Here is a 13,436-nt window from a genome sequence, read left to right as displayed (position 1 = left end):
TTTCTTGCGTGCGGGGACCTTACTTGATCTGGCCCAGCAGCAGGAACTCCATCAGCGCCTTCTGCACGTGCAGGCGGTTCTCGGCTTCGTCCCAGACCACGCTTTGCGGTCCGTCGATCACTTCGCCGGTGACTTCCTCGCCGCGGTGGGCGGGCAGGCAGTGCATGAACACGGCTTCGGCGTCGGCGGCGGCCATCATTTCGGCGTCCACGCACCAGTCGGCGAAGGCGGCGCGGCGCTCTTCGTTTTCGGCTTCATAGCCCATGCTGGTCCAGACGTCGGTGGTGACCAGGTGCGCGCCCTTGCAGGCTTCCATGGGGTCCTTGAACTGGCGCAGCACCGTGGCCGGCGGCGTGCCGATGCGCGAGGCTTCGAGCTCGTACCCGGCCGGGGTCGACACGTGCAGCGTGAAGCCCAGCATTTCGGCGGCATGCAGCCAGGTGTAGGCCATGTTGTTGGCGTCGCCCACCCAGGCCACCGTCTTGCCGGCGATGGGGCCGCGGTGCTCGATGTAGGTGAAGATGTCCGCCAGGATCTGGCAAGGGTGGAATTCGTTGGTCAGGCCGTTGATCACGGGCACGCGCGAGTGCGAGGCGAAGCGCTCGATGCGGGTCTGCTCGAAGGTGCGGATCATGACGATGTCGACCATGCGCGAGATGACGCGCGCGGTGTCTTCGATGGGCTCGGAGCGGCCCAGCTGCGAGTCGTTGGAGGTCAGGTTGATGACCGAACCGCCCATCTGGTACATGCCGGCCTCGAACGACACGCGGGTGCGCGTGCTGGCCTTTTCGAACACCATCGCCAGCGTGCGGTCATGCAGCGGCATGTGGGGTTCGTAGCGTTTGAACTTGTCCTTGATCAGGCGCGCGCGGTCCAGCACGTAGGCGATCTCGGCGGACGAGAAGTCCTTGAACTGCAGGAAGTGCCGCAACGGGCCGTTTTGAGTCGTGGGAGGAGTCATGGTGATGTCGCAGGTCATGGGGCCCGGCCAGGCTCATGGTCCGGGCGGGACGTTGATTTTATGGTGTTTCGGCCAGGAATTCCTGGATGAGCGGAACCAGGATCGCGACGATGCGGTCGGCTTCGTCGCGGTTGAGGATCAGCGGCGGCAACATGCGGATGACGCGGTCGCGCGTGACGTTGATGAGCAGGCCGGCCTCCAGGGCGCGCAGGGCCAGCACGCCGCAGGGACGGGCAAGCTCGATGCCCAGCATCAGGCCGCGGCCGCGGATTTCAGTGACACCCTGGGTGCCGGCCAGCGCGTCGGCCAGGGCGGCTTGCAGGTGGTTGCCGACGTTGTGGGCGTTGTCCAGCAGCTTTTCGGATTCCAGCGCGTCCAGCACGGCCAATCCGGCCGCACAGACCAGCGGGCCGCCGCCGAAGGTGGTGCCGTGGCTGCCGGGCGTGAGCACGCCGGCGGCGGGGCCGGCGGCCAGCATGGCGCCGATCGGCACGCCGCCCGCCAGGCCCTTGGCCAGGGTCATGACGTCGGGCACGATATCGGCCCACTGGTGGGCGAACCATTTGCCGGTGCGGCCGATGCCGGACTGGACTTCGTCGATCATCAGCAACCAGCCGCGCTCGGTGCACAGCCGGCGCACTTCCTGGAGATAGGCAATATCGGAGGGACGGATGCCACCTTCGCCCTGCAGCACCTCCAGCAGCACGGCGGCCACGCGCGGTTCGGCGTCGCCGGCGGCGCGCACCGCGTCCACGCTGTTGTAGGGCACCTGGATGAAGCCCGAGGGCAGGGGCTCGAAGCCCTTGCGCGCCTTTTCGCTGCCCGTGGCCGCCAGCGTGGCCAGCGTGCGGCCATGCCAGGACGAATCCATGGTGATGATGTGGGCGTGCTTGTTGCCGCGCTGGTAAGCGTAATAGCGGGCCAGCTTGATCGCAGCCTCGTTGGCCTCGGAGCCGCTGTTGTTGAACGCGACTTCCTGCATGCCGGACAGCTGCGTCAGGCGCGCCGCCAGCTCGGTCTGCTGCGGCACTTCGTAGATGTTCGAGGTATGGATGACGCGCGCGGCCTGCTCGCTGATGGCGGCCACCAGTTTCGGATGGGCGTGGCCCAGGCAGGACACCCCGATGCCGGCCAGCGCGTCCAGGTACTTGCGGCCTTCGGCGTCCCACAGCCAGACGCCCTGGCCGTGCGTGAACGATACCGGCAGCCGGGCGTAGATATTGGCCAGAGGCGAGGTCATCGCGGATCCTCCTGTGGATGAAGCGGATTGCGCTGGAGCTCGGTCGGAGTTCCCGTGGAATGCCGCCGGGTTTGGCAGCCCCGGCAGCTCGTTTTCCCAGGCGAATCGCTTTTTGAAAGAGGGCAAAGGATCAATCATATACAATTCGCGGCGCAGGGCGCATGTTTGATCACGCCGAAGATCCGGCTTTCGTGAAGGGCGCGCTGTAGTGAAGAACTCATGGCAACTCGCGTCAGACAATTCGTAATTCATGGCGTTACCGAAAGCGGTAGCCGCTTTCGCCCCAGCGATTGGGCGGAACGGCTCGCCGGCGTAATGGCACAATTCCGGCCCGCCGGCTGTGCCGGTAACCACCTCACCTATTCGCCCTATGTGCTGCCCGTCGTGATCGACGGCGTGCGCGGGATCGTGGTCGATTTGCGTTTGCGCGATCTGGAACCGCTGGCGTACAAGTTCGTGGTGGATTTCGCTCGCGACAACAACCTCAAGACGGAAGAGCGCGAAATCTAGCCTCCCCAACCAAAAAAGCGCCCGGATCGGGCGCTTTTTCGTTGGGGGACGCCGCACGCCCAGCGGGCGGGCGCGCCCCTACGTGCCGTAGCGGTCCAGGATCTTGCGGATATCGCGCACGCCCTGGCCGTCCGCGGTCAGCAGCGCGCGCGCGGTTACCGATTCCAGGTGGTGCTCCAGCAGGTGCAGCACGTGCTTCTCGTCGCGCGCGCGCAGGCCCGCCACGATCTCCATGTGTTCGCTGACCGCGCATTCGCTCGAATGCGGCCGGCCATACAGGGCCAGGATCAGCGAGCAGCGCGACACGATCTCGTTGACGTAGCGCGCATACACCGCATTGCCCGACAGCTCCGCCATCAGGATATGGAATTCGCCTGACAGCCGGATCGATTCGTTGGCGCTGTTGCGCTTGCGGGCTTCTTCTTCCTGCGCCACGTGCTGTTCCAGCCGTGCCAGCCCCGCCTCGGTGATGTGTTGCAGCAGCCGGCGCGCCACGTCGCGCTCCAGGCAGCGGCGCGCCTCGAAGATGTCGTGCGCTTCTTCCAGGCTGGGGCGGGCCACGGCGGCGCCGCGGTTCGGCCGCAGATCCACCAGCCCTTCACTGAACAGGCGCGTCAGGACGCTGCGGACGATGGTCCGGCTGACGCCGAATCGCTCGCCGATGATGTCTTCGGGCAGCTTGTCGCCCGGCAGCAGGGCCTGCTCGATGATGGCCATGCGCAAATTTTTGTATACGATTTCGTTGCGGCTGACGTCTTTCTTGGCGGGCTCATTGGCCGGCGGCGCGAGGGACTTCATCTTCTTGTTGGCTCCTATGCCTGCGCGCTTTTCAGAGTGTTGGAATGGTCCGGCTGGCGCTGCCGGCGCGCATTTTTCTTGGTGCAGGAAAGCATACTACACCGCAGGCTAAGGGTTAGCGATAGCTTGCCGCCGTGACTCTGCGGAGTACATTGGCGACATAAATCGTATACAAATTTTTATACAAAAAATTCAAGATTGTCCAAAAACAGTCTTTTTGTTTGTATACAAATAAACAAAGGCTGATCCATGTCCGCTGTACCGCAGGCCGCTGCAACCGAGCTGTCCCTTTCCTCGCCTTACCGCCTGCTGGTGGTCAACGGCAACACCACGTCCGACCTGACGACCAGCCTGGCCAGCCAGGCCGAGGCTTTTTACGGGAATACGGTCCGCATCCATGCGGTGACCGCGGCTTTCGGCCCCGCCTACATCGCCAGCCGCGCGGAGGCGGCCATTGCCGCCCATGCGGTGCTGGACATCGTGGAGCGGGCGGCCGGCGAGACGCCGGACGGCGGATTCGACGCCTGTCTGCTGGCCTGTTTCGGTGAACCCGGCATCGGCGCGGTGCGCGAACGCCTGGACGTGCCCGTGGTGGGCATGGCCGAGGCCTCGATCATGAGCGCCATGCAGCGCGGCGACCGCTACGCCATCGTGACTGTGGGGCAGCGTTGGCCCGGCATGCTGCGCGAACAGATCCGCCAACTGGGGCTGGAGTCCCGCTGCGCCGGCATTCTGGCCTTGCCGGGCAATGCCCTGGACTACGTGTCGCGTTCGGCCGAGTCGGCGCTGCAGGTCAGCCGGGCGCTCGACGCGGCCGTGGCGCAGGGCGCGGACGTCGTGATCGTGGCGGGGGCCGCGCTGGCGGGCTACCTGCCCAGCCTGCCGCGCCTGCCGGCCGTGCCCATCATCGATTCCTACCGCGCCGCCCTGGCCCAGGCGCTGGCGCTGGCGTCCCTGGAGCGCGCGCAGCGGCTGTCGCTGATCCGCCCGGACGCGCACTCCTAGTTTTTTCGTCTTACCCACCGCGCCGGGCACGACCCCGGCGAGTTCAGACCGATACACAAGGGAGAGTTGCAGCCATGAAGACTTTGCTCAAGTGGACCGCGGGCGCCGTGATCGCGCTGTCGGCCATCACGGGGGCCAGCGCCGCCAACACGCTGAAGTGGGGCGCGGCGCGGGACCTGGATTCGCTGGATCCGTACTCGTACGGCAGCACCTTCAATCTGGCGTTCCTGAACCATGTGTACGAAGCGCTGATCCGCTATGACGACAAGTTCAACATCACGCCCGCATTGGCGGAATCCTGGGAGACCCCGTCGCCCACGGTGTTGCGCTTTCATCTGCGCAAAGGGGTGAAGTTCCACAACGGCGCGCCGTTCTCGGCGGACGATGTGGTGGCGTCGATGACCCGGGTCTCGGATGAGGCCTCGCCCTTGAAGGGCAATCTGCCGGCCTTCAAGGCGGTGCGCAAGGTGGACGACTACACGGTCGAGATCGAAATGACGCATCCGTATCCGCTGATGCTCAATGACCTGACCAATATCTTCATCTTCAACCGCCAGTGGCTGGTGGACAACAACAGCCTGAAGCCCACCGACGCCGCCAAGAAGATCGAAGGCTACGCCACCCACAACGCCAACGGCACGGGTCCCTTCAAGGTGGAGTCGTACCGCCCGGACACGCGCACCGTGCTGGTGGTCAACCCCGGCTGGTGGGACAAGCCGCAGCACAACCTGGACCGAATCGAATTCACGCCGATCGCGTCCGCGCCCACCCGGGTGGCAGCGCTGCTGTCGGGTGACATCAATTTCACCGAGAACGCGCCGCTGCAGGATCTGGACCGGCTGCGCGCGGCGTCCAACGTCAAGGTGCTGGCCTCGACCGAGTTGCGCACCCTGTACTTCGGCTTCAACCTGGGCGACAAGCTGGTCGGCTCCAACATCACTGACAAGAATCCGCTGAAGGATTTGAAAGTGCGCCAGGCGCTGTACATGGCGCTGTCGCCGGAACTGATCCAGAAGCGCGTGATGCGCGGCCTGTCGCGCACCACGGGGGCGCTGGTGGCGCCGTCCATCCCGGGCTACGAGCCCAAGCAGGAAGAGCGCCTGCCGTTCGACGCCGCGCGCGCCAAGAAGCTCTTGGCCGAGGCCGGCTACCCGGACGGATTCACGGTGTCGCTGCTGTGTTCGAACGACATGTTCGTCAATGAAGAGGAAATCTGCCAGGCCGCCGCCTCCATGTGGGCGCGGATCGGCGTGAAGGCTTCGTTGGCCAGCGGCCCGCGTTCGCTGCAGAACCCCAAGCGCTCGCGCGGCGAGTTCGACATCACCATCCACGGCTGGGCCAACGAGCCGCAGATCGACGCGCTGTCCATCCTGCTGCAGGTGATGCACAGCCGCAGCGGCCCGGCCGGCGTCTTCAACTGGGGCCAGTGGGGCGATCCGGCGCTGGACGCCAGGATCGACGCCGCGGCGGCCGAAATGGATCGCCCCAAGCGGGTGCAGATGATGGCCGACGTGCTGCAGACGCTGCATGACGACGCGCGCTTCCTGCCGCTGCACCAGCAGCCGATGGCCTGGGCCGTGGGCAAGAACGTGGGCGAGGTGCTGCAGATGCCGGACAACAAGGCGCGCCTGTGGACTGTGCGCATGCAATGAGGCCGCGGACCGTCGCCCGCCGGCGGTCCTGGGAATGACAGAGGTCTGAAGGGGAGCCGCATATGCTGGCGTTCATAGTAAGAAGGGTCTTCAACGCGGTCGGCGTCATGCTGGCGGTGGCGCTGCTGGCCTTCGTGATTTTCCGGTTCGTCGGCGACCCCGTCGACATGATGCTCAACGAGCAGGCCTCGCAGACGCAGCGCGACGAGTTGCGCGAGCGCTTGGGGCTGAATGCTTCGGTGGGCATGCAGTTCGTGCACTTCGTGACCAACGCGGCGCAGGGCGAGTTCGGCATTTCCTACCGCAACCAGCAGGACGTGTTCGCGCTGGTGGCCGAGCGCTTTCCGGCCACGTTCGAACTGGTCCTGATGGCGACCTTGCTGTCGCTGGTCATCGGCGTGCCGCTGGGCGTGCTGACGGCCATCTACCGCAAGTCGCGCCTGGCGCAAACGCTGCAGTTCGTTTCCATCCTGGGCATCTCGCTGCCGAGCTTCGTGGTGGGGATCATGCTGATCCTGATCTTCTCGGTGCAGCTGGGCTGGCTGCCGGGCTTCGGGCGCGGCGACACGGTGAAGATAGGCTGGTGGACCACCGGCCTGCTCACGCCATCCGGGCGCGCCGCGCTGGTGCTGCCGTCCATCACGCTGGCGCTGTTCCAGATCACGCTGATCATGCGCCTGGTGCGGGCCGAAATGCTGGAGACGCTGCGCACCGAGTTCATCAAGTTCGCCCGCGCGCGCGGCCTGCCGGACCGGGTGGTGCATTTCCGGCTGGCCCTGCGCAACTGCCTGATGCCGGTGATCACCGTGACCGGCATGCAGATCGGCAACCTGATCGCCTTTGCGCTGATCACCGAAACGGTCTTCCAGTGGCCCGGCATGGGGCTGCTGTTCATCCAATCGGTCATGTTCGTGGACATTCCCGTCATGGCCGCCTATCTGGTGATCGTGTCCTTCATCTTCGTGGCGCTGAACACGCTGGTGGACATGATGTACGGCGTGGTCGACCCGCGCCTGCGCAGCCAGCACGTCAAGGGAGGCGCCAATGCTCACTAAGCCATTTTCCGCAACGGGGCAGGGCCAGGGCTGGCTGGCCCGTTTCCTGCGCAGCGATCTGTGGTGGAGCCTGCGGCAGGACTACGTGGCCATGGGCGCGGGAATCGTGCTGCTGGCGGTGGTGCTGCTGGCCGTGTTCGCGCCCTGGATCGCGCCGCAGAATCCCTACGACCTGGCGCAGCTGGACTTGTTGAACGCGGAGCTGCCGCCGGTCTGGGAGGCCGGCTCTGACCCGCAATTCCTGCTGGGCACGGACACGCAGGGCCGCGATGTCTGGTCCGCCATCCTGTACGGCTCGCGCATGTCGCTGGTGATCGGGCTGGCGACGGTGGTGCTGTCCCTGGCCATCGGCCTGCTGGTGGGGCTGGCGGCGGGCTATTTCGGCGGCTGGGTCGACAATGCGCTGATGCGCCTGGGCGACACGCTGCTGAGCATCCCGACCATTCTGGTCGCGATCCTGGTGACGGCGGTATTCCGCCAGCTGCTGCCGCCCGGCATGCGCGAAACCCTGTCGGCGGTGATCCTGATCCTGGCCATCTCGATGACCAACTGGGTGCAGTACGCGCGCACGGTGCGGGCTTCGGCCCTGGTGGAGCGCGGCAAGGAATACGTGCAGGCGGCGCGCCTGATCCGGGTGAGCTCGCTGCGCATCATGCTGACGCACATCCTGCCCAACACGCTGACGCCGGTCATGGTGACCGCCACCCTGAACCTGGGCCTGGCGATCCTGATCGAGGCCACGCTCAGCTTCCTGGGGGTGGGCATGCCGCCTACCGAGCCTTCGCTGGGCACGCTGATCCGGCTGGGCAACCAGTTCCTGTTTTCGGGGCAGTGGTGGGTGGTGGTGTTTCCCGCGCTGTACCTGAGCCTGATCGTGCTGGTGGTGAACCTGCTGGGCGATTGGCTGCGCGACGCCCTGAATCCCCGTCTGCGCTGAACGCAAACCGACAAGAGTAGAACCATGGAAAACGCAACGCTGTATACCCAAGTCCGTCCGGCAGGCGGCGAGCTGACCTCGGTGCTGGTGCGCGACGGCCGCATCCAGGCGCTGGGCGGACCGGCGCCCGCCGGGGTGGAGATCGTGGACGGAGGCGGCGCGCTGATGCTGCCGGGCCTGATCGACGCCCATGCACACCTGGACAAGACCATGTACGGCATGCCCTGGTACCGCAACGAGGTAGGCCCGCGCCTGATCGACAAGATCGAGAACGAGCGCGCCGAGAAGAAGCGCCTGGACATCGACCCGTACCGCCAGTCGGCCCGTCAATTGGTGATGTCGATCGGCGACGGCACCAGCCACATCCGCAGCCATGTGGACGTGGACACGGACATCGGGCTGGGGGCGATCGAAGGCGTGATGCGTGCGCGCGAACAGTACCGCGACCAGATCGACGTGGAGATCGTCGCGTTCCCGCAGAGCGGGCTGTTGATCCGGCCCGGCACGCTGGAACTGATGGATGAGGCCCTGCGGATGGGCGCGGAAGTGGTGGGCGGACTGGATCCGGCCGGCATGGACCGCGATCCCAAGGGGCATCTGGACGCCATCTTCGGGCTGGCGCAGCGGCATGGAAAACCCATCGACATTCATCTGCACGAAGCGGGCGAACTCGGCGCGTTCTCGATGCAGATGACCATAGACCGGGTGCTGGCGCTGGGCATGCAGGGCAAGGTCACGCTGTCGCATTCCTTCTGCCTGGGCATGCCGGACACGTACGCAGTGCAGGCCTTGACCGAAGGTTTGTTGAAGGCCGGCGTGCACATCATGACCACGGGCTCGGCCTCGCGACCGGTGCCCAATGTGGCGAAGCTGCACGCGGCCGGCGTCACGGTCTGCACGGGCAACGACGGCATGCGCGACACCTGGGGCCCTTACGGCAAGCCCGACATGCTGGAGCGGACCATGCTGGTGGGCCTGCGCAACAACTTCCGCCGCGACGACGAGCTGGATCTGGCGCTGCACGTGGCGACCTATGGCAATGCGCAGGTCATGGGCCTGTCCGATTACGGCCTCGCGCCGGGCTGCCGCGCCGACTTCGTGCTGGTGGACGCCGAGACGGTGGCCGAAGCCATCGTCTCGCGCCCGGTGCGCAAGCTGGTCGTCAAGAACGGACGCGTGGTTGCCCGCGACGGCCGCGCGCTGGCGGAGGCGCCATGATGAGCGCGCCGCAAGGTCCCATCTTGCTGACCGCCCGCTGGGTGGTGGGCCACGAGAATGGCCGCCATTGCCTGTACGAGAACGGCGAGGTGGTGTTCGAGGGCGATCGCATCGTCTACGTCGGCCACCGCTACCCGGGGCCGGTGGCGCAGCGCCGCGACTACGGCCGGGCGTTGATCGGCCCGGGCTTCGTGGACCTGGATGCGTTGTCCGACCTGGACACGACCATCCTGGGCTTCGACAATTCGCCGGCCTGGAAGAAGGGCCGCATCTGGCCCGAGAGCTATATGAAGCAGGGGCCGTACGAGATGTACACGGCGGCCGAACTGGCGTTCCAGAAGCGCTACGCCTTCGCCCAACTGATACGCAACGGCATCACGACGGCGCTGCCGATCGCTTCGCTGTTCTACCGGGTGTGGGGCGAGACCCGCGATGAATTCCTGTCGGCCGCCAACGCGGCCGGCGAACTGGGCCTGCGCGTCTACCTGGGGCCGGCCTATCGCAGCGGCCACACCTATGTGGACGCTGCGGGCAAGATCCGCTGCCACTACGACGAGGCGCGCGGCCTGGCGGGCCTGGCCGAAGCCTTGGCCTTCTGCGACGAGATCGAAGGCCGGCACAACGGCCGAGTGCGCGCCATGCTGTCGCCCGACCGCATCGAGACCTGCACGCCGGCGCTGCTGCGCGCCTCCGCAGCCGCGGCGCGCGAACGGGACATGCCGATCCGGCTGCATTGCTGCCAGTCGCGCCTGGAGTACGACCTGGTGCTGGAACAGCACGGCATGAGCCCGCCGGAATGGCTGCAAAGCCTGGACTTCCTGTCCGAGCGCGCGCTGCTGCCGCACGGCACCTATGTGTCGGGCTCGCGCCATATCGACCGGCCGGGACGCGACCTGGAGATCATCCGGGATTCTGGCGCCAGCATCGTGCATTGCCCGCTGGTGTCGGGACGCCACGGCGCCACGCTGGAATCGTTTGCGCGCTACCGCAAGCTGGGCGTGAACATCGGCATGGGCACGGACACCTGGCCGCCGGACATGGTGTTGAACATGCAGGTGGGCATGATGCTGTGCCGCGTGGCCGATGGCTCGACCGAGGCGGTCCGCTCTGAAGACTACTACGACGCCGCCACGGTGGGCGGCGCGGACGCGCTGGGCCGGCGGGACCTGGGCCGGCTGGCCGTGGGCGCCAAGGCCGACATCGTGGTCTTCGATTTTTCGCACGACCGTAACGGCCAACTGATCGATCCCATACAGACGCTGATGGTGAGCGGTAGCGGGCGCGACGTGTCGCAGGTGGTAATCGACGGCCGCTTCGTCATGGTGGACGGCCGCATTCCCGGCTTCGACGCGCGCCTGGCGCAGGAGCAGGCGCAGACGCAGTTCGACGGGCTGGTGGCCCGTTACCCCGACCGCACCTGGGGCCATCCGCCGGCCGAGCAGATTTTCTCCTCCAGCTATCCGCGTCCCGCAAGGAGTCCGTCATGATGGCCATCGTTCCCAACACCGCGCAGCCGCTGGTCGCCACCAACACCGCGCCGACCCTGTCCGTGCGCGGCCTGTCGGTCGAATTCCCCACGCGCCACGGCGTCCTGGTCGCCACGCGCGACATCAGTTTCGACATCCATCCGGGTGAGATCCTGGGCATGGTCGGCGAATCCGGCGCCGGCAAGTCGCTGACCGGCATGGCGGTGATCGGCCTGCTGGAGCCGCCCGGCCGGCTGGGCGGCGGCGAGATCCATCTGGCGGGCAGGCGCATCGACAATCTGCCGCCCAAGGCGCGCCAGCGCTTGCGCGGCAAGGAGATCGGCGCGATCTTCCAGGATCCGCTGACCAGCCTGCATCCGCTGTTCAGCGTGGGCGACCAACTGGTCGAAACGATCCGCCATCATGACAAGGTGACGGCGCAGGCGGCGCGCCAGCGGGCGCTGGAACTGTTGCTGGCGGTGGGTATCCCGGCGGCGGACAAGCGCATCGACCACTATCCGCACCAGTTCTCTGGCGGCATGCGCCAGCGCGTGGTGATCGCGCTGGCCCTGGCGGCCAGGCCGGCGCTCATCATCGCCGACGAGCCCACCACGGCGCTGGACGTGTCGGTGCAGGCGCAGATCACCGCACTCTTGCGCCGCCTGTGCCGCGAGCAGGGCACCTCGGTGCTGCTGGTGACGCACGACATGGGCGTGATCGCCGAGACCGCTGACCGCGTCGCGGTGATGTACGCCGGCCGCATTGTCGAGATCGGACCGGTGCTGGATGTGCTGCGCCGCCCGGGCCACCCGTACACGCAGGGCCTGATGAATGCGATTCCGGGCCTGCGCCAGCGCGCGGCCCGGCTGAACCAGATCGACGGCGCCATGCCGCGCCTGCACGCCATGCCAGACGGCTGTGCGTTCCATCCGCGCTGCGCCATGGCCGGACCGCGCTGCGGCCAGCAGCGTCCGCCGTTGGCCCCATCCCCGGCCGGCGCCACCGTCAGCGCCTGCTGGCTGCATCAAGGAGGAGTCGCCCATGCCGCGTAACGATGATGTGTTGTTGCGGGCCGAAGACCTGGCCTGTTGGTTCGACGTGTCGCCGCCCTGGCTGGAACGCACGCTGTCGCGCCAGCCCGAGCAGACCCTGAAAGCCGTGGACGGGGTCTCGCTGTCAGTGCCGCGCGGTACGACCCTGAGCATCGTGGGCGAATCGGGCTGCGGCAAGTCCACGCTGGCCAAGCTGCTGGTGGGCCTGGTGGCGCCGACGCGCGGAACGCTGCGGTATGGGCAGAACCGCAAGGGCGGGGTGCTGCATCCGCAGATGATTTTCCAGGACCCCTATGCCAGCCTGAATCCGCGCTGGCGCGTGGGCAATATCGTGGCCGAGCCGATCACCACGCTGGGCCTGCGCGCCACGCCCGCCGAGACGCGGCGCCGGGTGGACGAGCTGTTGGAACTGGTAGGCCTGTCCGCCAGCGACGCGGGGCGCTTTCCGCACGAGTTCTCTGGCGGCCAGCGCCAACGGATTTCGATCGCACGGGCGCTGGCGACGGAGGCGGAGTTCCTGGTGTGCGACGAGCCGACTTCGGCGCTGGACGTGTCGGTGCAGGCGCAGATCCTGAACCTGATGGGCGACCTGCAAAAGGAGTTCGGGCTGACCTATGTCTTCATCAGCCATAACCTGTCGGTGGTGCGGCATGTGTCGGACAGCGTCGCGGTGATGTACCTGGGGCGCATCGTGGAGCAGGCGCCGGCCGATCAGTTGTTCGACTCGCCACAGCATCCATATACGCGGATGCTGCTGGATACGATTCCGGACCTGGATGATCCGCGGCGGGATCGGGAGCCGATGGGGGGCGAGGTGCCGAATCCTATTTCGCCGCCGTCGGGGTGCACGTTTCATCCTCGGTGTTCGATGGCGCGGGAGCAGTGCAGGGTGGAGGCTCCGGTGGTCGCTAGCGTTGGCGGACGGCAGCTGCGGTGTCATGCGGTGACCTGGGATGTGGTTCAGGCTGCTTGAAGCTATGGCTGGGCGGCGTTGGTTCTTAAGACGCCAGCCGCGCCGTGGGCCTGGGGCGAGCGGGGCAACGATTGCGGTCCGGAGCGTTCGCTCCGGACTGCCCCGTCGTCATCTTCGTCCAGGCCTGCGGCCTTTCCTTCAGATTCCCTCGGGCTTATCGACGCCCCGCTCGCCCCAGGCCCACGGCGCAGCTGGCTCTGGCAGTTGAAACTTGACGTCAGCGGGGGCGGACAGAGTTCTTGGCATTTTTTCCACGATCAGTGGTGGGAGGGCGGGTCTTGCGGGGCCCGCCCCATGCCGGCCGCCCGGGCGGCCTCGTGGGGCTTACGCGGTGTCTTGCGATTTGTGATGGCGCTGCGCGCTGTTGGTGGCTTCATTCGGATGCCCATACGCAGTTGGCGAACAATTGGCATTTCAACTGCGACGCCAATGAACACAGATCGGCCAACATCGTCATTTCAACTCCGCCGCCGGATGGGTGGCGCGCGCGAACGGATCTGGATGCGCAAGCGGCTGCGCGCCGCGCGCCACCCATCACCGCCCATACCCCCAATGCCGGAGTCACTAGC

The 13,436-nt window shown here is 66.6% G+C and carries 12 protein-coding genes; 9 read left to right on the top strand and 3 right to left on the bottom strand.

Annotation, left to right across the window (positions count from 1 at the left end; genetic code table 11):
* Positions 1–19: 19 nt before the first annotated feature.
* Both argF and AC6LKD_RS31280 read right to left on the bottom strand, forming a co-directional pair.
* Positions 20–961: an ornithine carbamoyltransferase gene (gene argF / locus AC6LKD_RS31285; RefSeq protein ID WP_041655333.1), complete on the bottom strand. Its 942-nt coding sequence runs from the start codon at positions 959–961 to the stop codon at positions 20–22.
* Between the two features lie 58 nt (positions 962–1,019).
* Complete coding sequence (locus AC6LKD_RS31280) at positions 1,020–2,201, bottom strand: aspartate aminotransferase family protein (protein WP_498118429.1); 1,182 nt, start codon at positions 2,199–2,201, stop codon at positions 1,020–1,022.
* Positions 2,202–2,420: 219 nt separating this feature from the next.
* On the opposite strand from AC6LKD_RS31280, the gene AC6LKD_RS31275 reads away from it, so the two are divergent.
* Positions 2,421–2,711 carry a DUF3579 domain-containing protein gene (locus AC6LKD_RS31275; protein WP_013392635.1) on the top strand — a complete coding sequence of 97 codons (291 nt, stop codon included), beginning with the start codon at positions 2,421–2,423 and terminating at the stop codon, positions 2,709–2,711.
* 78 nt (positions 2,712–2,789) lie between these two features.
* On the opposite strand, the gene AC6LKD_RS31270 is transcribed toward AC6LKD_RS31275, so the two are convergent.
* Entirely contained in the window at positions 2,790–3,509 is a 720-nt protein-coding gene (locus AC6LKD_RS31270) for a GntR family transcriptional regulator (protein ID WP_492274650.1), read from the bottom strand.
* Between the two features lie 249 nt (positions 3,510–3,758).
* Between AC6LKD_RS31270 and AC6LKD_RS31265 the strand changes: the two genes are divergently transcribed.
* From AC6LKD_RS31265 to AC6LKD_RS31230, 8 genes are all read left to right on the top strand, one after another.
* Positions 3,759–4,514 carry an aspartate/glutamate racemase family protein gene (locus AC6LKD_RS31265; RefSeq protein WP_207466421.1) on the top strand — a complete coding sequence of 252 codons (756 nt, stop codon included), beginning with the start codon at positions 3,759–3,761 and terminating at the stop codon, positions 4,512–4,514.
* 74 nt (positions 4,515–4,588) lie between these two features.
* Positions 4,589–6,166 (top strand): ABC transporter substrate-binding protein, encoded by a 1,578-nt coding sequence (locus AC6LKD_RS31260; protein WP_498118428.1) that lies wholly within the window; start codon positions 4,589–4,591, stop codon positions 6,164–6,166.
* A 62-nt stretch (positions 6,167–6,228) separates the two neighbouring features.
* Positions 6,229–7,221: an ABC transporter permease gene (locus tag AC6LKD_RS31255; RefSeq protein WP_454693953.1), complete on the top strand. Its 993-nt coding sequence runs from the start codon at positions 6,229–6,231 to the stop codon at positions 7,219–7,221.
* Complete coding sequence (locus AC6LKD_RS31250) at positions 7,211–8,158, top strand: ABC transporter permease (RefSeq protein WP_013392640.1); 948 nt, start codon at positions 7,211–7,213, stop codon at positions 8,156–8,158. Before AC6LKD_RS31255 ends, AC6LKD_RS31250 begins: the two co-directional genes overlap by 11 nt.
* 24 nt (positions 8,159–8,182) lie before the next feature.
* Positions 8,183–9,376 carry an amidohydrolase family protein gene (locus tag AC6LKD_RS31245; protein ID WP_498118427.1) on the top strand — a complete coding sequence of 398 codons (1,194 nt, stop codon included), beginning with the start codon at positions 8,183–8,185 and terminating at the stop codon, positions 9,374–9,376.
* Complete coding sequence (locus AC6LKD_RS31240) at positions 9,373–10,863, top strand: amidohydrolase family protein (protein ID WP_498118426.1); 1,491 nt, start codon at positions 9,373–9,375, stop codon at positions 10,861–10,863. Before AC6LKD_RS31245 ends, AC6LKD_RS31240 begins: the two co-directional genes overlap by 4 nt.
* A complete protein-coding gene (locus AC6LKD_RS31235; protein ID WP_498118425.1) occupies positions 10,860–11,894 on the top strand; it encodes an ABC transporter ATP-binding protein in 1,035 nt (344 codons plus the stop codon). Before AC6LKD_RS31240 ends, AC6LKD_RS31235 begins: the two co-directional genes overlap by 4 nt.
* Positions 11,884–12,867 (top strand): ABC transporter ATP-binding protein, encoded by a 984-nt coding sequence (locus AC6LKD_RS31230; RefSeq protein ID WP_498118424.1) that lies wholly within the window; start codon positions 11,884–11,886, stop codon positions 12,865–12,867. The genes AC6LKD_RS31235 and AC6LKD_RS31230 overlap by 11 nt, the downstream gene beginning before the upstream one ends.
* The last annotated feature ends 569 nt before the right edge of the window (positions 12,868–13,436 follow it).

It is taken from the genome of Achromobacter sp. D7-1 (assembly GCF_059760445.1).
The sequence above is the reverse complement of the archived record's forward strand: the minus strand, read 5'-3'. Positions and strand labels throughout refer to the sequence as shown.